Source organism: Paraburkholderia sp. GW821-FHT02A12 (assembly GCF_059422005.1).
On record NZ_JBWKWA010000001.1, the window covers coordinates 4,043,302 to 4,069,001 of the forward strand.

The following is a 25,700-nucleotide window of genomic DNA, read 5'->3' on the forward strand; positions in this document are numbered from 1 at the left end:
GCTCAGGCTTGTTATTCCTGCGGGTCGACGCTGTCCGATGCCGCAGCGGCCGGCGCTTCCGGCTTGTCGCGGAAACGCACGTCGGCAGCGAGGTCTTCGGCTTCGGCCGCGCGCTGCGCGTCCGAATGCGCGGCGATGTGGTCAAACACCGCATAGCAAAGATTCTCGCAACCCTGGCCAGTCAACGCCGAAATCTCGAACACTGGACCGTCCCAGCCGAAGCCTTCGAGGAATGCCGCGACGCGCGCTTCGCGCTCGTCTTCAGGCACCATGTCGAGCTTGTTCAGCACCAGCCAGCGCGGCTTCTCATACAGCAGCTCGTCATACTTGCGCAGCTCGTTGACGATTGCCTTGGCTTCCGCGACCGGATCGACCGCTTCGTCGAACGGTGCGAGGTCGACGATGTGCAGCAGCAGACCGGTGCGCTGCAAATGGCGCAGGAACTGATGACCGAGGCCTGCGCCTTCCGCCGCGCCTTCGATCAGCCCAGGAATATCGGCGATCACGAAGCTGCGGCTCGGTCCCACGCGCACCACGCCGAGATTCGGCGCGAGCGTGGTGAACGGGTAATCGGCGATTTTCGGCTTCGCGTTCGACACCGACGAAATGAAGGTCGACTTGCCGGCGTTCGGCATGCCGAGCAGACCGACGTCGGCCAGCACCTTCAGTTCGAGGCGCACCATGCGGCGCTCGCCGGGCTTGCCGTCAGTCTTCTGGCGCGGCGCGCGGTTTGTACTGGATTTGAAATGCAGATTGCCGAGGCCGCCTGCGCCGCCTTGCGCGATCTGCACGCTCTGATTGTGCTCGGTCAGGTCGGCGATCAGCTCGCCGGTTTCCATGTCCGTGATGGTAGTGCCGACCGGCATGCGCAACGTGATGTCGTCGCCGCCCTTGCCGTAGCAGTCCGCGCCGCGGCCGTTTTCGCCGTTGCGCGCCATATGTTTTTTCGCGTAGCGGTAATCGATCAGCGTGTTGATGTTGCGGTCTGCCACCGCGATCACGCTGCCGCCCCGGCCGCCGTCGCCGCCATCCGGGCCGCCGAACGGAACGAACTTCTCGCGGCGCATCGACGCGCTGCCATCCCCTCCGTCGCCGGCGATGACTTCAATCCTCGCTTCGTCAATGAACTTCATGCGTAACTCCGTCCCGTGGTGTGCTGCTAGATAGTGCTGCCAGGTTTGATACTGTCGGATACTGCTATTTTGCCGTGCCCGCCGCGCGCTGATCAATCAGCCGTTCGGCTAGCCGCACCGGCATGGCCGGCTCAATCTTGCGGACTCGTCCGGCAAATTCATCCGGCAAAAAGCGCTGCAATAAAAAAAGCCCCGCTAACTTCGCGGGGCCCTTTTCCGGTCCTGAAGCCCGTGCCTGATTAAACTCAGACTGCTGCCGGGACGACGTTGACCATGTGCTTCTTCGCTGCGCCTTTCGTCGAGAACTGGACGTGGCCGTCCGTCAGCGCGAACAAGGTGTGATCCTTGCCGATACCGACGTTTTCGCCAGCGTGCATACGCGTGCCACGTTGACGCACGATGATGCCGCCAGCGTTGATGGCCTGACCGCCGTAAACCTTCACGCCGAGACGCTTCGATTCAGAGTCGCGGCCGTTCCGGGACGATCCGCCTGCCTTTTTGTGTGCCATTTGATTTGCTCCTTAACCGGTGCGCTTACGCGTTGATCGCGTCGATGCGCAGTTCGGTATAGTTCTGGCGGTGGCCGCCATGCTTCTGGTAGTGCTTCCGGCGACGCATCTTGAAGATGGTCACTTTGGCGTGACGACCTTGCGACACGACGGTAGCCTTGACGGAAGCCCCACTGACCAGCGGCGTACCGAACTTAATCGATTCGCCTTCGCCCACTGCGAGAACCTGGTCGAGCGTGATTTCAGCGTCAATGTCTGCCGGTATCTGTTCTACTTTAAGTTTTTCGCCGACGGCAACTTTATACTGCTTGCCACCGGTTTTTATGACCGCGTACATTGAGAACCTCACTCTGTGTTCATTTTTCCCACGCACCGCGCGCGGAAACCCGTGATTATACATAGAGTTAGCTGCGCGGTCAAAACTCGTTGAAAGGCGCCGAACCCGCCGCCCAACGCCCGCCGTACGGCACCGGCGCACGCCCTTGCTGTGGCCCGCATTACGCCGCGCCACAGCCTGCGACCCGGAACTGTCGCGATTCGCCTTATAATTCGCGGCACTACCCAATTCAGCCATCATGTCGTCGACTGCCACCCCCTCCTCCAACGCCGCCAGCCTGCTCGCTCCGATAGCCGAAGACATGCAGCAGGTCAATCGCGTCATACGGCACCGTCTGGCGTCCGACGTGATGCTGATCAATCAGATATCCGAGTACATCATCAGCGCCGGCGGCAAGCGGCTGCGGCCCGCGCTGCTGCTGCTGGTGGCGGGCGCGCTGGGCGAAACCACCGGGCATCGGCATGAACTGGCCGCGGTGGTCGAATTCATCCATACGGCCACGCTGCTGCACGACGACGTAGTCGACGAATCCGATCTGCGGCGCGGCCGGCAGACCGCCAACGCGCTGTTCGGCAACGCGGCGAGCGTGCTGGTTGGCGATTTTCTGTACTCACGCTCGTTCCAGATGATGGTCGGCGTGGGCAAGATGCGTGTGATGGAAATCCTGTCGGAGGCGACCAACATCATCTCCGAAGGCGAAGTGCTGCAACTGCTAAACATGCACGACGCCGACGTGGACGAAGCGCGCTACATGCAGGTGATCCGCTACAAAACCGCCAAACTGTTCGAAGCCGCCGCCCAGCTCGGCGCGGTGCTGGCCGGCTCGGACGCGAAAACCGAAGCCGCGGCGGCGGAATTCGGCCGGCGCATCGGCACAGCGTTCCAGATCATGGACGACTGGCTCGACTACACGGGTACGGCGGAATCGATGGGCAAGAACGCCGGCGACGACCTGCGCGAAGGCAAACCCACGCTCCCGCTGATCTATCTGATCGAACGCGGCACGCCGGAGCAGTCGGCGCTCGCACGCGAGGCGATCGAACAGGGCGGAACCGACCGTTTCGACACGATTTTCGAAGCCATCACGCGTTCCGGCGCGCTGGATCACACGCTCGAATGCGCGAAACAGGAAGCCCAGGCAGCCGCCGCCGCAATTTCTTCGTTTCCCGATTCCATTTACAAAGAAAGCCTGCTAAAATTATGTTCTTACTCGACGGCAAGACAGTCTTGAACGGGACTGAAACGCCGGAATAGTCTGAATCGAGTCCGCAGTACAAATCGGGGTGTAGCTTAGCCTGGTAGAGCGCTACGTTCGGGACGTAGAGGCCGGAGGTTCGAATCCTCTCACCCCGACCAGATTTGCCTTGTTAGCTCAAGGCTCGAAAAACCGCCCAGCTTGCTCGGCGGTTTTTTGTTTTGGGTCGCGATTTTTTGCGCCTCTTTTCGCTTCATCATGCGAGATCCGCGCGGGAGTGTCATGTGCCTTAAGCCATCCGGCCAGGCGGCTCGCATGGCCCCCTCTGCTATATTCTCTCCATCCTGTCCCCTATCCTTCACGACGCGTGGAACAACTTCCCTTATGGGCGCAGATTGGCGCCGTCTTTCTGCTGCTCGTCTGCTCCAGTTTCTTTTCGATTTCCGAAACGGCGATGATGGCGATCAACCGCCATCGCCTGAAACATCTTGCCAATCAGAACGTGCTCGGCGCAAAGACCACGCAAGGTCTGCTCGCACGCACCGACCAGCTGTTGAGCGTCGTCCTGATCGGCAACAATCTGTTCAACACGATCATCCCGGTGCTCACCACCTCGATCGCGCTGCACACATTCGGCCGTAACAACGTGGTGCTGTCGATCGCGACCGGCATCGTTGCGTTTCTGATCATCGTGTTCGCGGAGATCACGCCGAAAATCGTCGGCGCGACGTTCCCGGAAAAGATAGCGCTGCCGGCCAGCCTGCTGATCGCGCCGATGATGCGCGTCGCCAAGCCGCTCGTCTGGTTCGTCAATCTGTTCGCGAACAGCATCCTGCGGGTGCTGCATATCAATACCAAGGGCGCGCGCGATCAGCGTCTTTCCACCGAAGAGCTCCGCACCATCGTGCTCGAATCGGGCAGCTTCATGCCCACCAAGCACCGCAGCATTCTGCTGAACCTGTTCGACCTCGAAAACATTTCCGTCGACGACGTGATGATCCCGCGCCGCCGGATCGAAGCGCTCGACTTCGACGCGCCATTCGAGCAGATCCTTCATCAGCTCGAAACCTGCTATCACAACAAGCTGATCGTCTATCAGGGCGATATCGACCGGGTACTCGGCGTGCTGCATGTGCGCAAGACGCTGGCGGCGCTGCACAACCAGGAACTGGAGCGCGAGACGCTGCGCGAACTGCTGGCCGAGCCGTATTTCGTGCCGACCGGCACACCGGTGTTCCAGCAGCTGCAGTACTTCCAGGAAAGCCGCCATCGCACGGCGCTGGTCGTCAACGAGTACGGCGAGCTGCAAGGGCTGGTCACGCCGGAAGACATCATCGAAGAACTGATCGGCGAATTCACCACGTCGATTCCACGCGGCGCCAATTCGCGCGGCGGCTGGAACGAGAACGGCGAATGCATCGTCGCGGGCAGCATGCCGCTGCGCGAACTGAACCGCTGGCTGCATCTCACGCTGCCCACCGACGGACCGAAAACGCTCAACGGCCTGATCCTCGAAATTCTCGAAGACATCCCCGACGGCGACATGTGCGTGCAGATCGGCGACGTGAAACTCGAAGTGATGCGCAGCGACGATCAGGCGATCCGCACCGTCAAGCTGTTCAAGCCACCCACGCGCGCCGGCGCGAAAGCCACGAAAGCGGCGCGCCGCTAAGTCCTGCACGCTGCAGCATCGCACACGGGCACAACGCGCGCCATTAGCCGATCGACTGAATGGTGGCGAGCGCCGCCTTACCGGATGATGAAGTCGTCGTGTTCTACAGGCGGCTCATCACCGGTCCCTCATGCAAGTTTCTTTTCAACCGGCGGCGCCGGCGTTGCGGTCCATCGCTTTCGATAGCGAAATCGCCGCCAAACCGCAACCCAACGCGTTCGCGGCGCAAGCCGGCACAAACCTCCCCGATCCCGGCGACGCTCCTGCCGTTCGGCTGCTGACCGACACGTTGCAGGAAGCGACCCGCCGCAACGCGTCGGACCTGCACATCGAACCGGCGGAGCGCGGCTGGCGCGTGCGTTTGCGGATCGACGGCGTGCTGCATGAGATCCCCGCGCCCCCGGCACATTTGCGCGACGCGTTCATCACGCGCGTGAAGGTGCTGGCGCGCATGGACATCGCCGAGCGGCGGGTGCCGCAGGACGGCCGGCTGCGTATCGCCACGTCGCCCGGCCGGACCGAAGACTATCGCGTCAACTCGCTGCCTACCCTGTTCGGCGAAAAGCTGGTGTTACGCAGGCTCGACGCGCTGCCCGCCGACCTTTCGCTCGACTCGCTCGGCCTCGATCCGCAACAGCGCAAAGCGGTGGACGCCGCAATCCGCGCGCCGCACGGCCTCGTGCTCGTCACCGGCCCGACTGGCAGCGGCAAGACGCTGTCGCTGTACTGCTTTCTGCAACTGCTCAATGACGAGGCGCGCAATCTATGTTCGGTCGAAGATCCGGCTGAGATTCAACTGGCGGGAATCAATCAGGTCAGCGTGCGCGAAAAGGCCGGGCTGACCTTCGCAGTGGCGTTGCGCGCGTTTCTGCGTCAGGACCCGGACGTGATCATGGTCGGCGAAATCCGCGACGACGAAACCGCCGACGTCGCCGTAAAAGCCGCGCAAACCGGCCACCTGGTGCTGTCCACCCTGCATACGAACGACGCCCCTGCTGCCGTTGCGCGCCTGATCGACATCGGCGTCGAGCCGTACAACCTCGCCGCCGCGCTGCGGATGGTGACGGCGCAGCGGCTGGTGCGGCGGCTTTGTACGGCCTGCCGCGCACCGGCGCCGCAATCGGCGGCGGCGCTGCGAGCAGCGGGCTTTGCCGGCCACCAACTCGACGGCTGGCAGCCGTATGCCGCGAGCGGATGCGCGGCCTGCCACGGCATCGGCTACCGGGGCCGCGTCGGGGTTCACCAGGTGATGCCCATCTCCGACGCGATGCGCGAGCTGATCGTAACGAGCGCAAGCACGCACGAGCTTGCCCGCCTCGCGCAAACCGAACGGGTGGCCACGTTGCGCGACGCGGCGTTGGCCCGCGTCCGCGACGGCACCACGAGTCTCGCCGAAGCGCTTGCCGCTACCGAGGTCGCATGATCGCCGCCACACCTCCTCAGCCCGCATCTGCCGATCTGCGTTTCCGATGGCGCGGCGTCGACGCCGACGGCGTCCACAAAAACGGCGCACTCATTGCGCCGGACGCCGGCGCCGCGCGAGCGATGCTCAAGCGAGACAACTTGTTCATCGTCGAACTGACAGCCCGCGGGCCGGCGCCGCGCCCCAAAACGCGCGCCGCCGACGTCACGATATTCACCCGCCAGCTTGCCAGTCTGTTGCGCGCCGGTTTGCCGCTCGCGCCCGCGCTCGACCTTCTCGCCCAGGCGCAAAGTTCGCGCCGGCCCGGCATGCCGCGGATCGTCGGTGCGCTGGCGCGTGATATCACCGCCGGCCTGCGTTTTTCGGCGGCGTTGCAGCGGCATCCGGCGCAATTCAATGCGTTGTACTGCCAGCTCGTCGAGGTCGGCGAAGCGGCCGGCGCATTGGCAACGGTCCTCGCCCGGCTCGCCGACGACCGCGAACGCGCCGCCGCGCAGCGTGCCAAGGTGCGAGCGGCGCTGACCTATCCGGTGGCGATTCTGCTGCTCGCGATTGCGATTACCGCAGCGTTGCTGATATGGGTCGTCCCCACCTTCAAGCAGATCTTCGACGGCTTCGGCGCGAAGCTGCCCGCACCGACGCAGTTCGTGCTGGCGCTCTCATCCGCTGCAGCGCGCTGGAGCATACCCGTGGTCGTCATGTGTTTCGCCGCAGCCTGGGCCGTGACGTTTCTGCTACGGCGTTCCGAAGCGGCACGCATCTCCTTCGCCCGCCTGTCGCTGACAATACCGGTCGCCGGTCCGTTGCTGGGCACGTTATGCGCGGCCCGCTGGAGCCGCGCGCTCGGCACGCTGCTGTCAGCCGGCACGCCACTCGCCGACGCATTCGATTCATTGACGCACGCCACCGGCAACGCATTCTTCGACCGCGCCACCGCGGAAATTGCCGCGCGGCTGCGGCGCGGCGAACGGCTCGCCGCGGCGATGCGCGCGGCGCTCTGTTTTCCGCCGGAGGTCGTCCAGCCGGTGGCGGTCGCCGAAGAATCCGGCGCGCTCGATACGATGCTGATCGACATAGCGTCTCTGAGCGATCGTCAGGTAGACGAAAAGATCGGCACGCTGTCGAGCCTGTGCGAGCCGCTCGTCATCGTCGTGCTCGGTACGCTGGTCGGCGGCCTTGTAATCGCGATGTATCTTCCCATTATTCAACTCGGCAACGTGGTGTAGCATCGCAGCCGAATCCAACTCTTTCGCCATGCAGGCTACCGCCCAACTCGTGTCAGAAACCTCTTCCAGCGTGCTTTCGGGCTTGCTACCCGTTCACTTCGCAGCCGGGCTCTGCCTCGCGTTCGGCAGCTTGCCCGCCGGACTGCAGATTGCATTCGCGATCGTGTTCGGCCTCGTGATCGGCAGTTTCCTCAACGTGGTCGTGCATCGCGTGCCGATCATGCTCGAGCGCGCATGGCGCGAGGAAGTCAGCGAGGCGACCGACAAACCGCTCGAAGAAGACGGCCTGCCCGCGCGCTACAACTTGTGGGTGCCGCGCAGCGCCTGCCCGCACTGCGGCCACGTGCTGAGCGCCTGGGAAAACCTGCCCGTGCTGAGCTATCTGCTGCTGCGCGGGCGCTGCTCCGCATGCAAAAGGCGCGTGAGCCTGCGCTACCCGTTGCTCGAAATCGCCAGCGCCGCCTGCGCGGCAGGCGCGCTCGCGCTGTATGGCCCGACCGGCATGGCGCTCGCCGCTTTCGGCCTGTGCGCCGCGTTGCTGGCGATGAGCGCGATCGACATCGACACCCATCTGCTGCCGGACTCGATGACGCTGCCGCTTTTGTGGGCAGGTCTGATCGTCAACTTCAACGGCATGTTCGCGAGCCTGCACGATGCAGTGCTGGGCGCGATCTTCGGCTACCTGGTGTTGTGGGTCGTGCACTGGCTGTTCCGGTTGGTGCGCGGCGTCGAAGGCATGGGTTATGGCGATTTCAAACTGCTGGCCGCGCTCGGTGCGTGGCTCGGCTGGGCCGCGCTGCCGCAAATCGTGCTGATCGCGGCGGTCGCCGGCGCGGTGGTCGGTCTCGCGGCAACGTGGCGCGGACGCATGCGCTTCGAGGAACCGCTGCCGTTCGGACCGTTTCTGGCCGCGGGCGGTGCTGTTACGCTGTTTCTCGGCACACCGCTTTATCTGGCTCTGGGGGGCTGAAGCATGTTTGCTGTGGGATTGACCGGCGGCATCGGCAGCGGCAAATCGACCGTGGCGGATCTGTTCGCCGCGCGCGGCGTGCCGCTCGTCGATACGGACCTGATCGCGCACCGCATCACCGCGGCGCAAGGTATTGCGATGCCGCAGATCGCCGCCGAGTTCGGCGACTCGTTCGTCGTGGCGGACGGCTCGCTCGACCGCGCCCGCATGCGCACCCTGGTGTTCAGCGACGACGGCGCGCGCAAGCGCCTCGAAGGCATCACACACCCGTTGATTCGCGCGGAGACCGAGCGCGAGCAGCGCGAGGCGCGCGGACCGTATGTAATCGTGGTCGTCCCGCTGCTGGTCGAGTCGGGTAGCTGGAAGAGCCGTGTGAATCGCGTGCTGACCGTCGATTGCAGCGTCGAAACGCAAATCTCGCGCGTGATGCGCCGCAACGCGTTCAGCCGCGAACAGGTGCTGGCGATCATCGCCCGGCAGGCCACGCGCGAAGCGCGCCTCGCCGCAGCCGACGACGTGATCGACAACGACAACGCGCCGCTCGATGCGCTCGTGGCGCAGGTCGACGCGCAGCATCGCGTGTATTTGGCGCTCGCAGGCGCGTGAGCAACGAGGCGCGCATGAGCGGCACGTAACATGCGTACTTCGGTGCGCACTCCGCATTGAACCATTGAACTTTGCAGCACGGCGATAGCCGAAGCACGCAGAAACCGCCCGAAACACGCGAAAAAAGTTGCGAACGCGCGCTGAAAAAGTGCGTGATTGCTAGGGTAGTCTCGCGGCATTAGAATGTTCTGCATTCCCGTCACCGACCACGCCCGAGGCGAGCCCGCTTGATCCTTTACGAGTATCCCTTCAACGAGCGAATCCGGACGCTATTGCGCCTCGAAGATCTGTTCGAGCGCTTCACATTCTTTCTGACTCAGGAAGATGCCAGGGAACATCACGTCGCACTGACCACGTTGTTCGAAATCTCTGAAGTCGCGGGTCGCGCGGATCTGAAGTCGGATCTGATGAAGGAACTCGAACGGCAACGGCAAACGCTGGCGCCGTTCCGCGGCAATCCGGGCATCGAACAGAATGCGCTCGAAGCCGTGCTCGGCGAAATCGAACAGACCCTGGCGGGGCTTGCGCAGATGCAGGGCAAAACCGGCCAGCATCTTGCAGACAACGAATGGCTTGCCAGCATCCGCAGCCGCGCGATCATCCCGGGCGGCACCTGCAAGTTCGATTTGCCTTCGTATTACGCGTGGCAGCAAACGCATCCCGATCAGCGCCGCCAGGACATCGCCAAGTGGGTCACACCGCTGCTGCCGCTGCGCGACGCAGCCACGATCGTCTTGCGCCTCGCGCGCGAATCCGGCCAAGCGTCCAAGGTGATGGCCATGCAGGGCAGCTATCAGCAAATGCTGTCAGGCCGTTCTTATCAATTGATGCAGGTGCGGGTGGCACCCGAATTGCGTGTGATTCCGGAGGCGAGCGCCAACAAGTACATGCTGTGGGTACGCTTCACTGTTCAGGACGGCGATTTGCGCCCGCGCGCAGTGGATGTCGACGTGCCATTTCAGCTCACCTTGTGCAGCCTGTAACGTCCGCTTTGTAAAACCGAAGCGCGGGGCGCGCCTTTAAAGCGGCGCGAAATCCCCTATATTCGAGCCATGTTCCGTTTGCGATTAACTGCCTGACCGTATGCCTACTGTCGTCAAATGCCCCACTTGCGGAAAGGATGTCCGCTGGACCCCTGAGAACCGCTTCCGCCCGTTCTGCTCGGATCGTTGCAAGCAGATCGACCTCGGTGCCTGGGCCGCCGAGAAGTACAAGATCGGCGGCACGGACAAAGAAGCATCGTCCGATGAATCGCCTGGCGGGGACTACAACCCGCACTGAACGCAACCGCTACGTTGGGTCACGCGGGCCGACGCTGCGCTAATGCAGCGCCCGCAACCGCGCGCCATTCTTTCTACTTTTTCTCAGCCGCGAGCCATTCCAGCACCGGAATCGTCGCCGGCAACAGCGGCGCAACATCTGCGGGCAGCGCCTGCCAGACGAACGCCTGGCCCTCACGCCCGTGCGGCTCGCCGGTCCAGTCCGTCACCTTGCAGAAAAACAGCCGCACATAGGCGTGCGGGTAATCGTGCTCGAGCGTGTGCCAAAGGTGGCTCGCTTTGACGTCGATCCCCAACTCCTCGTGCAACTCGCGAGCGAGCGCTGCCTCGACCGACTCGCCCGCTTCCAGCTTGCCGCCCGGAAACTCCCAGTAGCCCTCGTACGGCTTGCCAGCCGGGCGCTGCGCCAGCAAATAGCGTCCGTCCTGCTGAATCAGCACGCCGACGGCGACTTCCGTCACCGGCCGCCCGTTAGCATTCTTCTGCGCGTCGCTCATACCGGGGTCTTCCGGCCCGACCAGTCGCGAGCGAACTGCCACGCGACGCGCCCCGAGCGCGAACCGCGCTCCAGCGCCCACACCAGCGCGTCGCCGCGCGCCGCTTCGACTTCCGCGTCGTCACAGCCGAAATGGCGCAGCCAGTGGCCGATGATCGACAGGTAGTCGTCCTGCTTGAACGGATAAAAGCTGACCCACAGCCCGAAACGCTCGGACAGTGAGATCTTTTCTTCGACCAGTTCGCCCGGATGGATCTCGCCGTCGGCCATGTGCTTGTACGTCTCGTTGTCGCTCATGTACTCGGGCAGCAGATGGCGGCGGTTCGACGTCGCATAGATCAGCACGTTGTCCGACTGCGCGGCGATCGAGCCGTCGAGCGCGACCTTCAGCGCCTTGTAGCCCGATTCGCCGTCTTCGAAAGACAGGTCATCGCAGAACACCACGAAGCGCTCCGGCCGCTGCGCGATCAGATCGACGATATCGCCGAGATCGTGAAGATCGTCTTTATCCACCTCGATCAGACGCAGGCCGTCTTTCGCGTACGCATTCAGGCAAGCCTTGATCAGCGACGACTTGCCGGTGCCGCGTGCGCCCGTCAGCAACACGTTGTTGGCCGGCTGCTTGTGCACAAATTGACGCGTGTTCTGCTCGATCAGCCCTTTCTGGCGATCGATGTTTTGCAGGTCGTCGAGCGTGATCGCCGAGATGGCGGGCACCGGCTGCAGATAGCCGCGCCCCTGGCGCTTGCGCCAGCGAAAGGCGAGCGCGGCCGACCAGTCGATATCCGGTGCGGCAGGCGGAAGCATCGCTTCGAGACGGCCGAGCACGGCTTCGGCCCGGGTCAGAAACTGTTCGAGTTTGTCCATGGCGGTGAAATAAGCGGTTGGAAGCCGCGTAATGAACCTGGTTATGAACGATAGTCGGCGTTGATGCTCACGTAGTCGTGCGACAGATCGCAAGTCCAGATCGTGGCTTGCGCATTGCCGCGACCGAGCACGACACGAATACCGATCTCGCTCTTTTTCATGACGCGCTGGCCATCTTCTTCACGGTAGGCCGGATTGCGGCCGCCGGCCGTCGCGACCAGCACGTCATCCAGATACAGATCGATCTTGCCGACGTCGAGATCGTCCACGCCGGCATAGCCGATGGCCGCGAGAATGCGGCCGAGATTCGGGTCCGATGCATAGAAGGCCGTTTTCACGAGCGGCGAATGGCCGATCGCGTACGCGATCTGGCGGCATTCGGCGACGCTCGAACCACCTTCCACGTGCACCGTCATGAATTTCGTCGCGCCTTCGCCGTCGCGCACGATCAGTTGCGCGAGGGTCTGGGCGACTTCGGTCACCGCGTCGCGCAGCGCTGCATAAGCGGGCGAATCGGTGGACGTGACCGCTGGCAGGCTCGATTTGCCCGACGCGATCAGGATGAAAGAATCATTGGTCGACGTGTCGCCGTCGATCGTGATGCAGTTGAACGAGCGGTCCGCGACGTGCTTGACCAGCGCGTCGAGCACCGGTTGCGCGACAGCGGCGTCGAACGCGAGGAAGCCGAGCATGGTCGCCATGTTCGGCTTGATCATGCCCGCGCCCTTGCTGATGCCCGTGAGCGTGACCGTATGGCCGTCGATCGTCACCTGGCGCGAGGTGGCTTTGGGCAGCGTGTCCGTGGTCATGATCGCCTGCGCGGCCTCGTACCAGTTGGCTTCCTTGCGGTTCGCCAGCGCGGCCGGCAGGCCTGCCTTAAGACGATCGACCGGCAGCGGTTCCAGAATCACGCCCGTCGAAAACGGCAGCACCTGCTCCGGCGCGATATCGGCCAGACGTGCGAGTTCAGTGCAGGTTTCGCGCGCATGCGTGAGCCCCGGTTCGCCCGTACCCGCGTTCGCGTTGCCGGTGTTGATCACCAGCGCGCGAATCGGCTTCCCGCCTGCGCGCACGCGCTCCAGATTCTCGCGGCACACCGTCACGGGCGCGGCGCAAAAGCGGTTCTGCGTGAACGCGCCGCCCACCGTCGCGCCTTCAGCGACGGAAATGACCAGCACGTCCTTGCGGTTCGGCTTGCGGATATTCGCCTCCGCCCAGCCCAGCGTAACGCCGGCGACGGGATGGAGTTGAGCGGGATCGATCGAGGGGAAATTGACAGCCATGGTCGCGACCTGTCGAAGAAAATGCCGGCAGGCGCCGGCATCGAGGGATCGGAAACTGATGGCCCGGGGGTGTTGCCGGGTCACCGCGGAATCACCAGCAAAGCAGCGCAAAAAACGACGCGGCGCGCATGAAGCGCGCCGCCTTCGCCTTTACGCGATCTTGCCGTGGCACTGCTTGTACTTCTTGCCGCTGCCGCATGGGCACGGGTCGTTGCGGCCGACCTTCGGCACATTCTCCGTGCTGACGTCCGATGCTGCGGCGTGCAACGAGCCGTGGCTCATCGCATCGCCGATCATTGCGGCGGTGGCCGCTTCCGCCGCGGCAGGCGTTGCTGCCGCCGCTTCGGCAAATTCTGCGTGACGAAACTCGACGTTTTCGAGGTGGCTGCCCTGCTCTTCGTACTGCTCGGCAGCCTGCTCCAGCTGTTCCGGCGACTGGATCTGCACGTTCATCACCACGCGGGTGACTTCGAGCTTCACAGAGTCGAGCATCGCCGCGAACAATTCGAACGCCTCACGCTTGTACTCCTGCTTCGGATTCTTCTGCGCATAGCCGCGCAGATGGATACCCTGACGCAGGTGATCGAGCGCCGCCAGATGTTCGCGCCAGCTGCGGTCCAGCGTTTGCAGCATGATCGATCGCTCGAACGCGCTGAACGATTCACGGCCGACCAGCTCGACCTTCGATTCGTACGCTTCGTCCGCGGCGGCCTGCACCGCTTCGCGAATCTCGTCCGCGCTGATCGAGTTCGACTCGTTGATCATTTCCTGAATCGCGAGGTCGAGCTGCCATTCGTTACGCAGCACTTCCTCCAGCTCGGGCACGTCCCACTGCTCTTCAATGCTGCCGGCCGGGACGAACTGGTGGACGATATCGCTGATCACGCCATGACGCATTGCGCCGATGGTTTCCGTGATGTCGTTCGCTTCGAGCAATTCATTGCGCTGCTGATAGATCACCTTGCGCTGATCGTTCGACACATCGTCGTATTCGAGCAATTGCTTGCGAATATCGAAGTTGCGCGCTTCGACCTTGCGCTGCGCCGATTCAATCGAGCGCGAAACGATGCCTGCTTCGATCGCTTCGCCTTCCGGCATCTTCAGGCGATCCATGATCGCGCGCACGCGGTCGCCCGCAAAAATGCGCAGCAGCGGATCTTCCAGCGACAGATAGAAGCGCGACGAGCCCGGGTCGCCCTGACGGCCCGCACGGCCGCGCAACTGGTTGTCGATCCGGCGCGATTCGTGACGCTCAGTGCCGATGATGTGCAGACCGCCTGCGGCCTTCACCTGATCGTGCAGCGCTTGCCATTCGTCGTGCAGCTTCTGGATGCGGCGCTGTTTCTCGTCCGCAGGGATCGCTTCGTCCCGTTCGATGAAGGACGCCTGCTTTTCCGCATTGCCGCCCAGCACGATGTCGGTACCGCGACCGGCCATGTTGGTGGCGATCGTGATGCGCTTCGGACGGCCCGCTTCGGCGACGATCTCCGCTTCACGCGCGTGCTGCTTGGCGTTCAGCACTTCGTGCGGCAAACCGGTCTGCTTCAGCAGATGCGACAGCAGCTCAGAGTTTTCGATCGACGTGGTGCCGACCAGCACCGGCTGGCCGATCTCGTAACAATCGCGGATATCGCGAATCACCGCGTCGTAGCGTTCCTTCGCGGTTTTGTAGATCTGATCCTGCTTGTCGATCCGCTTCGGCGGACGGTTGGTCGGGATAACGACCGTCTCGAGACCGTAGATCTCGTTGAATTCATACGCTTCGGTGTCGGCCGTGCCGGTCATGCCGGCCAGCTTCGCGTACATGCGGAAATAGTTCTGGAACGTGATCGACGCGAGCGTCTGGTTCTCGCTCTGAATCTTGACGTGTTCCTTCGCCTCGACAGCCTGGTGCAGACCGTCCGACCAGCGGCGGCCCGACATCAGACGCCCGGTGAATTCGTCGACGATGATCACTTCACCGTTCTGCACGACATAGTGCTGGTCTTTGAAGAACAGCGTATGCGCGCGCAACGCGGCGTATACGTGGTGCATCAGCGTGATGTTCTGCGGCGCATACAGGCTCTCGCCGTCGCCGATCAGGCCCCACTCGGCGAGCAGGCGCTCGGCCTTTTCGTGGCCCGATTCCGTCAGGAACACCTGGCGGCCCTTCTCGTCCAGCGTGTAGTCGCCTGGCTTTTCGACGCCAGTGCCGTCCGCCTTCTCTTCGCCGATCTGGCGTTCGAGCAGCGGCGGCAGCGCGTTCATGCGCACGTAGAGTTCGGTGTGGTCTTCGGCCTGGCCGGAGATGATCAGCGGCGTACGGGCTTCGTCGATCAGGATCGAGTCGACTTCGTCGACCACCGCGAAATTCAGGGCCCGCTGCACGCGCGCGTCGGTCTCGTAGACCATGTTGTCGCGCAGGTAATCGAAGCCGAATTCGTTGTTGGTGCCGTAGGTGATATCCGCGGCGTACGCTTGCTGCTTCGCGGCATGGTCCATCTGCGACAGATTGATGCCGACCGACAGACCGAGGAAGTTGTACAGACCCGCCATCCATTCGGCGTCGCGCTGTGCGAGGTAATCGTTGACCGTGACGACGTGCACGCCGCGCCCAGACAGCGCATTCAGGTAGACCGGCAGCGTGGCGACCAGCGTCTTGCCTTCGCCGGTACGCATTTCGCCGATCTTGCCGTAGTGCAGGACCATGCCGCCAATCAGCTGCACGTCGAAGTGGCGCATTTTCAGCGTCCGCTTGCTGGCCTCGCGGCAGACCGCAAAGGCTTCCGGCAGGAGCTTGTCGAGCGACTCGCCGCTCGCGATGCGCTGACGGAATTCACCCGTTTTGGCGCGCAGTTGATCGTCCGTCAATTGCTCGATCTGCGGCTCGAGCGCATTGATCGCCGCGACGGTCTTTTGATATTGCTTGACTAGCCGCTGGTTGCGGCTGCCAAAAATCTTCTGTAGAAAACCGGTGGTCATCGGATCGGTGTCTGCGTCGCGGCTTCGGCTGGTTCGCGGCGTGCAGTTCATGCACGTGCGCTCCGGGGTCGGAAATGCCTCGGCGGCTTAGTCCAAGAGTGAATTCGAATCGGGCATTTTAGCACGCGCCCCCGCCCGCGCCTGTGTCAGCCGTGCGACGGCAGCATGGCATCCGAAGCCCGCCGCAGCGTCCTCTGACGGCACGCATCGGGGTGGGTCCGCGTGCATCCTGCGCGGTACAATCGCGGCGTGAACGCGCATTGGGCGCGAACATGCCGTCACGATCAAACATGAGCCGTTTTCCGTCCTTTTCAAGGCCGCCGCCCAAGCAGTTCAAGGCGCGCCGCCCGCAGCCCGTCGCCGAAGTGCTCAATCGCACCGACGCATTCGCGGCCCTGCGCGCGGGCGTCGAGCAGATTGCTGCGCTCGAAAGGGATCTGCGCGAATTGCTGCCCGACTATCTGGCAACCAGCGTCGAGCCGGGCTTCATTAAGGAAGGCGTACTGGCCCTGTTTGCCGGACACAACGCGCTGGCGGCACGCCTGCGGCATCTCGAGCCACGGCTGTTGTCCGATCTGCAGCAGCGCGGCTGGCCGGTCAATGCGTTGCGGATTCGCGTGCGGCCGCAACCCGCCAAGGAACCGCCGCCGGTCAAGCAGGCACGCATGACGCCTGCTGGCGCGGACGCCTTGCACGCGCTCTCCGAATCGCTCGCACCGTCGCCATTGCAGGAGGCGTTGGCGAAAATGGCCGCGCGGCATCGGAGAAATCGCTGAACAAAAAATAAGCGGCCCAGAAGGGCCGCTTATTTTTCATCCGTTCGCTTCGGAAAATCTGCGCCGAAGACCCAAGACGTTAGGCAAACGCTGTCTGCGTCTCGTACGCAAAGCCGCGCGGAGCCTTCTGGGTGTCGTCGAAGGTGACAATTTCGTACGCGTCTTCATGCGCCAGCAGTTCGCGCAGCAGCGCATTGTTCAGGCCGTGGCCCGACTTGTACGCCGTATACGAAGCCAGCAGCGGATGGCCGACCACGTACAGATCGCCGATTGCGTCGAGCATCTTGTGCTTCACGAATTCGTCGTCGTAACGCAGGCCGTCGTTGTTCAGAATGCGGTATTCGTCCAGCACGATCGCGTTATCCATGCTGCCGCCGCGTGCCAAACCGAGCTCACGCATCGTTTCCACTTCATGCGCAAAGCCAAACGTGCGCGCCCGGGCAATTTCACGCACGTACGACGTATTGGCGAAATCCACTTCCAGCGCCTGGCCGGTCTTATCGACAGCCGGGTGACGGAAATCGATCGTGAATTTGAGCTTGAAACCGAAATACGGGTCGAGGCGCGCGAACTTGTCGCCGTCGCGAATTTCGACCGGCTTGGTAACCTTGATGAATTTCTTCGCCGCGTTCTGTTCTTCGATGCCGGCCGATTGAATCAGAAACACGAAGGACCCTGCACTGCCGTCCATGATCGGGATTTCTTCGGCTGTGACATCGACATACAGGTTGTCGATGCCGAGACCCGCGCATGCGGACATCAAATGCTCGACCGTCGACACGCGCGCGCCGTCTTTCTGCAAAACGGAAGCGAGGCGGGTGTCGCCAATCGCCATCGCCGACGCGGGAATGTCCACCGGCGTGGGCAAATCCACGCGCGAAAACACGATGCCGGTGTCCGGCGCCGCCGGGCGAAGCGTCAGGTCGACTTTACGGCCAGAGTGCAGGCCGATGCCGACTGTCTTGACGATCGATTTGATAGTGCGCTGCTTCAACATGGTGATCTTCTATTCGATTGAAAATCCCAATCGGGACTTTTTATTCCATAGCGCGAATTATACTCCAATACCCTAAGGAGCGTCTTAACGCGGAACGTATCAATCTGTTTCGTTGCATTACTCGACGGGCGCCCGTCAGGGAAAGCGTGACGGGCCGATGGCCGGAACGGAGGCGTTCCCGGTCATCGGCCCGCGTAACGGCCTGTCACAAAAGCGTCTTATTCTCCGTTGCCCTGCTACAACGCACTTACAGCGCAGGTCCAAAGCGAAGGCATCGACGCACAGCAACTAGCTCAACGCAGCGAGGATACTCCCTGCATCGCTGACTTCGAATTTGCCGGCAGCCTCGACGTTCAACGTCTTGACCACGCCGTCGTCGACCACCATCGCGTAGCGCTGGGAACGGATTCCCATGCCGCGCGCCGACAAATCCTGCTCGAGACCGAGCGCTCGTGTAAAAGCCGCACTGCCGTCCGCCATCATGCGCACCTTGCCCGAGGCGTGCAGATCGCGTCCCCACGCGCCCATTACGAACGCGTCGTTGACGGACACGCACCAGATTTCGTCGATGCCAAGAGCGCGCAACTGCTCGGCGTGCTCGACGTAACCCGGTACATGTTTGGCCGAACAGGTCGGCGTGAACGCGCCCGGCAACCCGAAGATCACCACACGCTTGCCCGCCGTCTGCTCGCGCACGTCGAAGCTGTTAGGTCCGATCGTGCAACCCGCCCGCGCGTCTTCGACAAACTCGAAGAGCGTCGCGTCGGGCAGCTTTTCACCCACTTGAATCATGCTCAGTCCTTTGCATCGATGCGAAGCACGCTCGCACGTTGTCGTGTCGCAGTGAAATGCAGCAGATGCCCGATTGAAGGCTCCACCGTCCGGCGACAGCCGCCCAATCCGCTTCGCGAATCCGAAGAGGGCACTTGTCCTTGCCGCGAATCTGACGATACGCGGCCTGTTTGCCGTTCACCCGCCACGCTCGTGCATTCGTCTGCAGGCGCTGGAAGACCGCGCCGCAGCGAAAGCCTGCTCGCGCGCTCAGTCCGCCTGCTTGCGCAGGAACGCCGGAATGTCGTACGTATCGACGCCCTTTTCCTGCAGCGCCTGCACGTGCGAAGCCGCCGTATCGCGCGACGTGCGCCACACTGCCGGCGTATCCAGCGCGCCGTAATCGGCGGTGCTGGCGTGCGACGGTGCGTAGGCAGCGTGTTGCATCGTGCTGATCGGCTGGTTGTCCGTGCCGGTGCGCAGCAGCGTCATCGGTGCCGATTGCTGCTTCTTCGCCGCACGGCCCAGACCCGTTGCCACGACCGTCACGCGCAGCGCGTCGCCCATTGCATCGTCGTACACCGCGCCGAAGATCACGGTTGCGTCTTCTGCAGCGTAGCTCTTGATGGTGTTCATCACTTCGCGCGTTTCCGACAGACGCAGCGAACGGCTCGACGTGATGTTGACCAGCACGCCACGCGCGCCCGACAGATCCACACCTTCCAGCAGCGGGCTGGCGACAGCCTGCTCGGCGGCCAGACGCGCGCGATCGACGCCGGCAACCGTCGCCGTGCCCATCATCGCCTTGCCCTGCTCGCCCATCACCGTCTTCACGTCTTCGAAGTCGACGTTCACCAGACCGTCGACGTTGATGATTTCAGCGATACCCGCTACTGCGTTGTTCAGAACGTCGTCGGCGCATTGGAAGCACTTGTCCATCTCGGCGTCATCGCCCATCACCTCGAACAGCTTGTCGTTCAGAACGACGATCAGCGAGTCGACGTGATCCTCCAGTTGCTGCGAACCCGCTTCTGCCACACGCATGCGCTTGCCGCCTTCGAATTCGAACGGCTTGCTGACCACACCAACAGTCAAGATACCCATTTCCTTGGCGATCTGCGCGACCACCGGCGCGGCTCCCGTACCCGTGCCGCCACCCATGCCCGCGGTGATGAACACCATGTGCGCGCCACGCAGTGCGTCGGCGATGCGCTCACGTGCTTCTTCTGCTGCCGCGCGGCCCATTTCCGGCTTGGCGCCAGCGCCAAGCCCCGTATTGCCGAGCTGGATCACCGCAGTTGCACGCGAACGCGACAATGCCTGGGCGTCCGTATTCATCACGATGAAGTCGACGCCTTGTACGCCCTTGTTGATCATGTGCTGAACGGCATTGCCGCCAGCGCCACCTACTCCGACCACCTTGATGATGGTGCCGTTCGTTTCGGTTTCCAGCATCTGGAATTCCATGTTGCCTCCGTCAAGATAAAAAATTGCAGCCACTCGGCCGTTATTCGGCAGGAGATCGGGCAACCCCCTGTCGCGCGCCAGCCGCCGGCACCAGCGCGTATTTCGTAAACTGAGTCGTAATCTTTAGAAGTTGCCGAGGAACCAGTCCTTCATTCGCGAGAAGACTTGTCCCATCGACCCCGACTGCACCGCGACCTTGCGGCCGCGCATCCGTTGCGAGCGTCCTTCGAAGAGCAGACCCATCGCCGTCGAATACCGCGGGTTACGCACCACGTCCGCAAGACCGCCCGCGTATTCCGGCACGCCGATGCGCACCGGCTTCAGGAAAATGTCCTCGCCGAGCTCGACCATGCCGAGCATCATCGACGCGCCGCCGGTCAGCACCACGCCGGAGCTCAGCAGTTCCTCGTAACCCGACTCGCGCACCACCTGCTGCACGAGCGAAAACAGTTCTTCGACGCGCGGCTCGATCACCGCTGCGAGCGCCTGGCGCGACAGCGTGCGCGGACCGCGCTCACCCAGACCCGGCACTTCGATCATCTCGTCCGGATCAGCCAGCGCCTGCTTGGCGATGCCGTAATCGACCTTGATGTCTTCCGCGTCCGGCGTCGGCGTGCGCAAGGCCATCGCGATGTCGCTCGTGATCTGGTCGCCGGCGATCGGAATCACCGCCGTGTGGCGAATCGCGCCTTCGCTGAAAATCGCGATGTCCGTCGTGCCGCCGCCGATATCGACCAGCACCACGCCGAGTTCTTTTTCGTCTTCCGTCAGCACCGCCAGCGACGACGCCAGCGGCTGCAAGATCAGATCGTTCACTTCGAGCCCGCAGCGGCGCACGCACTTCACGATGTTCTGCGCCGCGCTCACCGCGCCGGTCACGATGTGCACCTTCACTTCGAGACGAATACCGCTCATGCCGATCGGCTCGCGCACGTCTTCCTGGCCGTCGATGATGAATTCCTGCGTCAGGATGTGCAGCACCTGCTGATCGGTCGGGATGTTGATCGCCTTGGCCGTCTCGATCACGCGCGCCACGTCGGTCTGCGTGACTTCCTTCTCCTTGATCGCCACCATGCCGCTCGAATTGAAGCTGCGGATATGGCTGCCGGCGATCCCGGTAAATACGTTGGTGATCTTGCAGTCGGCCATCAGCTCGGCCTCTTCGAGTGCGCGCTGAATAGACTGCACGGTGGCCTCGATGTTCACCACGACGCCTTTCTTGAGCCCCTTCGATTCGCTCTGGCCGAGTCCGATCACCTCGTAGTGACCTTCGCCTTTCAGTTCGGCGACGATGGCCACCACCTTCGCCGTCCCAATGTCGAGGGCGACCAGCAGATCTTTATAGTCTTTACTCATAGCGTGCTCATTGCGTGTGATGTCCGTTTACTTCTTGCCCTTGTCGGGTTCGCTGATAAAGCGCATGCCAGCGGCACGAATCGCGAAACCGTTCGGATAGCGCAAGTCCGCATACTCGATATCCTTTCCCCAACGTTGCGTCACCGCGTTCCACGCCGCAGTCAGGCGCCGGCTGCGATCGAGCAGCGTGTCCTGATTGCGTTCGCGCCCCAGTTCCACCTGCGTGCCGTTCGACAGTTTCACCGTCCACGCGTAGCGCGGCGACAGCGTCACTTCATCTGGCGTCGCGCCCAAAGGCGCAAACCACTTCTTGAAGTCGCGATACCGCGCGACGACTTCCTTTGCCGTGCCGTCCGGGCCGTCGAATGCGGGCAGCGCTTCGTCGAGCTCGCCCTGGTTCGCGGTGAACAGCTCGCCGTCGACGCTCACCAGCTGATCGCTGCCCCACGTCCCCAGCGGTTTGTACTCCTCGAGCGTGACAGCCAGCGCATTCGGCCAGACGCGCCGCACGCTCGCGTGACGCACCCACGGCATCTGTTCGAACGCCTGACGCGCGACGTCGAGATCCACCGTGAAAAAGTTGCCCTTCAAGCGTCCGACTACGCCGGCGCGCACCGTCGGCGAATTGATGTGCTCGGTGTCGCCGTCGATCTGGATTTCGCGCAGCGCGAAATTCGGACGCTGGATCAGCCAGTAACCGCCTGCCGCCAGCAGCACGAGCACCAGCAACGCGTGCAATGCGTTGGCGGCGAGATTGAGCTGGCGAACGTTGTTCCACATGGTGTTGCTTTCGGGTCGCCCCGGTTAGTCCTTAAGCGTCAGCGCCAACACGCCGACAACCAGTTCCTGATAGCTGATGCCCACCGCACGCGCCGCCTTCGGCGGCAGCGAGTGATCGGTCATGCCGGGCGCCGTGTTCACTTCGAGGAAATACGGATTGCCCTCCGCGTCCAGCATGAAATCGGCGCGGCCCCAATCGGTGCAGCCGAGCACGTCGAAAGCGCGGCGCGCCAGTGCCTTCAAACGCTGCTCCTCGTCCGACGCGAGACCGCACGGAATCAGGTACTGCGTGTCGTTGGCGATGTACTTCGCGTGGTAGTCGTAGAACTCGCCGGCCGGCACGATACGGATCACCGGCAGATCGAGATCGCCGGCGATGCACGCGGTGTACTCGCCGCCGCCTTCGATGCTCTTCTCGACCACGACGATCCTGTCGTACTTGACCGCTTCGATCAGCGCTGCGGGCAGTGCATCGGCGCTCTTCACCTTGATGACCGCGACGCTCGAACCTTCACTCGCCGGCTTCACGAAGAGCGGCAAGCCGAGCTTCGCGACGATGTCTTTCGCGCGCGCTTCGTAGTCGTCGCCACGCAGCACGGCTTCGAACGGCGGCGTCGGAATGCCGAGTTGCTGCCACACGAGCTTGGTGCGGAATTTGTCCAAGCCGAGCGCCGAACCGAGCACGCCGCTACCCGTGTAGCGGATGCCGTAAAAATCGAGCGCGCCCTGGATCTGGCCGTTCTCGCCATAGCCGCCATGCAGCGCATTGAACGCCCGCACGAAGCCTTCATCCTTCAACGCGGCGAGCGGACGCTCGGCCGGGTCGAACGGATGCGCGTCGATACCGGCGTCGCGCAAACCTTGCAGCACGAGGCGGCCGGAATTGAGCGACACCTCGCGCTCGGCGGAATCGCCACCGAGCAGCACTGCCACTTTGCCGAATTGTTTGGGGTCGATACCGCTCATCTCACACCTTCGTTTCTTGCGCGAGGCGGCCCGGCACACTGCCGATCGAACCCGCGCCCATCGTGATCACCACATCGCCGTCGCGCACCACTGCTGAAAGCGCGTCCGGCACTTCATCCACCGTATCGACAAACACCGGCTCGACCTTGCCCGCCACTCGCAACGCCCGCGCCAACGCGCGGCCGTCCGCGGCGACGATCGGCGCTTCGCCGGCCGAATAGACTTCGGTCAGCACGAGTGCATCGACCGTCGACAGCACCTTCACAAAATCTTCGAAGCAATCGCGCGTGCGCGTAAAGCGGTGCGGCTGGAACGCCAGTACCAGACGCCGCCCCGGAAACGCGCCGCGCGCCGCCGCCACCGTGGCCGCCATTTCGACCGGGTGGTGGCCGTAGTCGTCGACCAGCGTGTACGCGCCGGCAGCCTTGCCTTCCGACACGACCGGCACTTCGCCGTAGCGCTGGAAGCGCCGGCCCACGCCGTTGAAATCCGCCAGCGCTCGCTGGATATCGGCATCTTTCACTTCAAGTTCAGTCGCAATGGCAATGGCGGCCAAAGCGTTCTGCACGTTGTGCTCGCCCGGCAGGTTCAGCACGATGTCGATCGGCGGAGCGTCTTCGCGCATTGCCGTGAAATGCATCCTGGCGTCGCGCGCTTCGACGTTGACCGCGCGCACTTGCGCATCCGGCGCGAAGCCGTAGCGGATGATCGGCTTCGACACGAACGGCAGGATTTCCTTCACGTTCGGATCGTCGACGCACAGCACCGCGATTCCGTAGAACGGCAGGCGATGCGTGAATTCGATGAACGCCTGCTTGAGCCGCGCGAAGTCATGGCCGTAGGTGTCCATGTGATCGGCGTCGATGTTCGTGATGACTTCGATCACCGGAAACAAGTTCAGGAACGATGCATCCGACTCGTCCGCTTCGGCGACGATGAAGTCGCCCGTACCGAGCCGCGCATTCGCGCCCGCGCTGATCAGGCGGCCGCCGATCACGAAAGTCGGATCGAGGCCGCCGGCCGCCAGCACGCTCGCCACCAGAGAGGTGGTCGTGGTCTTGCCGTGCGTGCCGGCAATCGCGATGCCTTGCTTCAGGCGCATCAGTTCCGCGAGCATCACGGCACGCGGCACGATCGGAATCCGGCGATGGCGCGCGGCCAGCACTTCCGGGTTGTCGCTGCGCACCGCGGTCGAGACGACCACCGCGTTCGCGCCTTCGATGTTCTCGGCCGCGTGGCCAATCGCGATCCGCGCGCCGAGCGCGGCGAGACGATCGGTAACCGGGTTGCTCGTGAGATCCGAGCCGCTCACCTGATAGCCGAGATTGACCAGCACCTCTGCGATGCCGCTCATGCCGACACCGCCGATGCCGACAAAGTGAATGTGTTTGACGATGTGTTTCATTGCTTTCCTTCCAGGCTCGGGCTCGGGGTCCAACCCGCCACGGTCGCGCAAATCTGCGCAACCTGTTCGGTGGCGTCGGGTTTCGCGAGCGAGCGCGAACGCTCCGCCATCTCCGCGAGGGTCTCTCGCGTCTGGCTGCGCAACCAGTCGGCGAGCTTTTCCGCCGACAGATCGCGTTGCTGCACGAGCAGCGCCGCGCCGTGGTCGGCGAGGAACGCTGCATTAGTTGTTTGGTGATTGTCTACTGCAAACGGGAATGGCACGAAGAATGCCGCCACGCCCACCGCTGAAATCTCGGACACCGTCATCGCGCCCGAACGGCAGATCACCAGATCAGCGTTCGCGTAAGCGCTCGCCATGTCGTCGATGAACGGCATGAGCTGCACGTCGGTTTGCAAACCGGCTGCCGCATAGTTGTCACGCAGCGCGTCGATATGCTTCGCGCCCGCCTGATGCACGATGCGCGGACGCTCGTTCGGCGTGAGCCGCGCAACCGCTCGCGGCACCACTTCGTTCAATGCCGCAGCGCCCAGACTGCCGCCTACCACCAGCACATTCAGCGGACCGCTGCGCTGCGCGTAGCGTGCTTTGGGTGCAATTGCGTGCGCAAGTTCCGCACGAATCGGGTTTCCGGTCCACTCGCCGTGCGGCAGCGTGTTCGGGAACGCAACCAGCACGCGTTTGGCGAGTTTCGCGAGCACCTTGTTCGCGAGACCCGCAATCGAATTCTGTTCATGCAGCACGAGTGGACGGCCGCTCAACGCGGTCATCAGACCCGCCGGAAACGTGATGTAACCGCCCATGCCGAGCACGACGTCCGGCTTCACGCGACGCAGCACGCTCAGGCTTTGCATGCAGGCGCGCAGCAGATTCAGCGGGAGCATCAGCCTGGTCTTTATGCCCTTGCCGCGCAGGCCGCCGAAGCGCACGTATTCCATCGGGATGCCATGTTTCGGCACCAGCGTCGCTTCCATGCCTGCGGGATTGCCGAGCCAGACCACCTTCCAGCCCCACGCCTGCATCAGGTGCGCGACCGCGAGCCCCGGGAACACGTGTCCCCCGGTGCCGCCGGCCATCACCATCAGTGTGCGTTGCGGCAGAGCGGTCATACCTTCCCCCCACGCATCAACACGAATGACAACGCGTTTTGGCTCCGGCCGCTGCGCTTAACTTCGCGCGCGTTGCGCTCGAAGTTAGCCTTCGCCGAAATCGTGTGTTGCTGCA

The 25,700-nt window shown here is 63.1% G+C and carries 24 protein-coding genes and 1 tRNA gene; 10 read left to right on the plus strand and 15 right to left on the minus strand.

What is annotated here, in order from left to right:
* Positions 1–11: 11 nt before the first annotated feature.
* From cgtA to rplU, 3 genes are all read right to left on the minus strand, one after another.
* Entirely contained in the window at positions 12–1,133 is a 1,122-nt protein-coding gene (gene cgtA / locus AC07WT_RS18570; RefSeq protein ID WP_492594453.1) for an Obg family GTPase CgtA, read from the minus strand.
* 245 nt (positions 1,134–1,378) lie between these two features.
* Positions 1,379–1,642, minus strand: coding sequence for a 50S ribosomal protein L27 (gene rpmA, locus AC07WT_RS18575; RefSeq protein WP_020071242.1), 264 nt, complete (start codon positions 1,640–1,642; stop codon positions 1,379–1,381).
* A gap of 25 nt (positions 1,643–1,667) precedes the next feature.
* Positions 1,668–1,979, minus strand: a complete 312-nt coding sequence (gene rplU, locus AC07WT_RS18580) for a 50S ribosomal protein L21 (protein ID WP_007180329.1) — start codon at positions 1,977–1,979, stop codon at positions 1,668–1,670.
* 238 nt (positions 1,980–2,217) lie between these two features.
* Here rplU and AC07WT_RS18585 point away from each other — a divergent pair, with 238 nt between their 5' ends.
* The 9 genes from AC07WT_RS18585 to yacG all read left to right on the plus strand — a co-directional run bounded on the left by AC07WT_RS18585 (position 2,218) and on the right by yacG (position 10,352).
* The gene (locus AC07WT_RS18585) at positions 2,218–3,210 is read left to right on the plus strand and encodes a polyprenyl synthetase family protein (RefSeq protein WP_494948051.1); all 993 of its coding nucleotides are present in this window, start codon (positions 2,218–2,220) and stop codon (positions 3,208–3,210) included.
* A gap of 48 nt (positions 3,211–3,258) precedes the next feature.
* Positions 3,259–3,335, plus strand: a tRNA-Pro gene (locus AC07WT_RS18590).
* Positions 3,336–3,541: 206 nt separating this feature from the next.
* Positions 3,542–4,846, plus strand: coding sequence for an HlyC/CorC family transporter (locus tag AC07WT_RS18595; RefSeq protein WP_494948052.1), 1,305 nt, complete (start codon positions 3,542–3,544; stop codon positions 4,844–4,846).
* A 130-nt stretch (positions 4,847–4,976) separates the two neighbouring features.
* Entirely contained in the window at positions 4,977–6,269 is a 1,293-nt protein-coding gene (locus AC07WT_RS18600; RefSeq protein WP_494948053.1) for a GspE/PulE family protein, read from the plus strand.
* Complete coding sequence (locus AC07WT_RS18605; protein ID WP_494948054.1) at positions 6,266–7,495, plus strand: type II secretion system F family protein; 1,230 nt, start codon at positions 6,266–6,268, stop codon at positions 7,493–7,495. The genes AC07WT_RS18600 and AC07WT_RS18605 overlap by 4 nt, the downstream gene beginning before the upstream one ends.
* Positions 7,496–7,523: 28 nt before the next feature.
* Positions 7,524–8,465, plus strand: coding sequence for a prepilin peptidase (locus tag AC07WT_RS18610; protein WP_494948055.1), 942 nt, complete (start codon positions 7,524–7,526; stop codon positions 8,463–8,465).
* A gap of 3 nt (positions 8,466–8,468) precedes the next feature.
* Entirely contained in the window at positions 8,469–9,071 is a 603-nt protein-coding gene (coaE, locus tag AC07WT_RS18615) for a dephospho-CoA kinase (protein ID WP_494948056.1), read from the plus strand.
* Between the two features lie 227 nt (positions 9,072–9,298).
* Positions 9,299–10,054: a cell division protein ZapD gene (gene zapD / locus AC07WT_RS18620; protein ID WP_115099173.1), complete on the plus strand. Its 756-nt coding sequence runs from the start codon at positions 9,299–9,301 to the stop codon at positions 10,052–10,054.
* Positions 10,055–10,154: 100 nt separating this feature from the next.
* Positions 10,155–10,352 (plus strand): DNA gyrase inhibitor YacG, encoded by a 198-nt coding sequence (gene yacG, locus AC07WT_RS18625; RefSeq protein WP_492594460.1) that lies wholly within the window; start codon positions 10,155–10,157, stop codon positions 10,350–10,352.
* A 73-nt stretch (positions 10,353–10,425) separates the two neighbouring features.
* On the opposite strand, the gene AC07WT_RS18630 is transcribed toward yacG, so the two are convergent.
* The 4 genes from AC07WT_RS18630 to secA form a co-directional block, all read right to left on the minus strand.
* Positions 10,426–10,848 carry an NUDIX domain-containing protein gene (locus AC07WT_RS18630; RefSeq protein ID WP_492594461.1) on the minus strand — a complete coding sequence of 141 codons (423 nt, stop codon included), beginning with the start codon at positions 10,846–10,848 and terminating at the stop codon, positions 10,426–10,428.
* Complete coding sequence (locus AC07WT_RS18635; protein WP_492594462.1) at positions 10,845–11,714, minus strand: ATP-binding protein; 870 nt, start codon at positions 11,712–11,714, stop codon at positions 10,845–10,847. The genes AC07WT_RS18630 and AC07WT_RS18635 overlap by 4 nt, the downstream gene beginning before the upstream one ends.
* A 41-nt stretch (positions 11,715–11,755) precedes the next feature.
* On the minus strand, positions 11,756–12,997 hold the full coding sequence (gene argJ, locus AC07WT_RS18640) for a bifunctional glutamate N-acetyltransferase/amino-acid acetyltransferase ArgJ (protein WP_494948057.1): 1,242 nt from the start codon (positions 12,995–12,997) through the stop codon (positions 11,756–11,758).
* Between the two features lie 150 nt (positions 12,998–13,147).
* The gene (gene secA, locus AC07WT_RS18645) at positions 13,148–15,958 is read right to left on the minus strand and encodes a preprotein translocase subunit SecA (RefSeq protein WP_492594464.1); all 2,811 of its coding nucleotides are present in this window, start codon (positions 15,956–15,958) and stop codon (positions 13,148–13,150) included.
* Positions 15,959–16,248: 290 nt separating this feature from the next.
* On the opposite strand from secA, the gene AC07WT_RS18650 reads away from it, so the two are divergent.
* Positions 16,249–16,734 (plus strand): DciA family protein, encoded by a 486-nt coding sequence (locus AC07WT_RS18650; protein WP_492594465.1) that lies wholly within the window; start codon positions 16,249–16,251, stop codon positions 16,732–16,734.
* Between the two features lie 79 nt (positions 16,735–16,813).
* Here the strand turns inward: AC07WT_RS18650 and lpxC are convergent, their stop codons facing one another.
* The 8 genes from lpxC to murG all read right to left on the minus strand — a co-directional run bounded on the left by lpxC (position 16,814) and on the right by murG (position 25,585).
* Positions 16,814–17,731 carry a UDP-3-O-acyl-N-acetylglucosamine deacetylase gene (gene lpxC, locus AC07WT_RS18655; protein ID WP_492594466.1) on the minus strand — a complete coding sequence of 306 codons (918 nt, stop codon included), beginning with the start codon at positions 17,729–17,731 and terminating at the stop codon, positions 16,814–16,816.
* Between the two features lie 288 nt (positions 17,732–18,019).
* Positions 18,020–18,523, minus strand: a complete 504-nt coding sequence (locus tag AC07WT_RS18660) for a peroxiredoxin (protein WP_494948058.1) — start codon at positions 18,521–18,523, stop codon at positions 18,020–18,022.
* A gap of 249 nt (positions 18,524–18,772) precedes the next feature.
* Positions 18,773–19,969, minus strand: a complete 1,197-nt coding sequence (gene ftsZ, locus AC07WT_RS18665) for a cell division protein FtsZ (RefSeq protein WP_408524967.1) — start codon at positions 19,967–19,969, stop codon at positions 18,773–18,775.
* Between the two features lie 123 nt (positions 19,970–20,092).
* Complete coding sequence (gene ftsA, locus AC07WT_RS18670; RefSeq protein ID WP_494948059.1) at positions 20,093–21,325, minus strand: cell division protein FtsA; 1,233 nt, start codon at positions 21,323–21,325, stop codon at positions 20,093–20,095.
* A gap of 27 nt (positions 21,326–21,352) precedes the next feature.
* Positions 21,353–22,105, minus strand: a complete 753-nt coding sequence (locus AC07WT_RS18675; RefSeq protein WP_492594469.1) for a cell division protein FtsQ/DivIB — start codon at positions 22,103–22,105, stop codon at positions 21,353–21,355.
* Between the two features lie 24 nt (positions 22,106–22,129).
* Positions 22,130–23,071, minus strand: coding sequence for a D-alanine--D-alanine ligase (locus AC07WT_RS18680; RefSeq protein ID WP_494948060.1), 942 nt, complete (start codon positions 23,069–23,071; stop codon positions 22,130–22,132).
* A 1-nt stretch (position 23,072) separates the two neighbouring features.
* Complete coding sequence (murC, locus tag AC07WT_RS18685; protein WP_494948061.1) at positions 23,073–24,476, minus strand: UDP-N-acetylmuramate--L-alanine ligase; 1,404 nt, start codon at positions 24,474–24,476, stop codon at positions 23,073–23,075.
* Positions 24,473–25,585 (minus strand): undecaprenyldiphospho-muramoylpentapeptide beta-N-acetylglucosaminyltransferase, encoded by a 1,113-nt coding sequence (gene murG / locus AC07WT_RS18690; RefSeq protein ID WP_494948062.1) that lies wholly within the window; start codon positions 25,583–25,585, stop codon positions 24,473–24,475. The genes murC and murG overlap by 4 nt, the downstream gene beginning before the upstream one ends.
* Positions 25,586–25,700 lie beyond the last annotated feature (115 nt).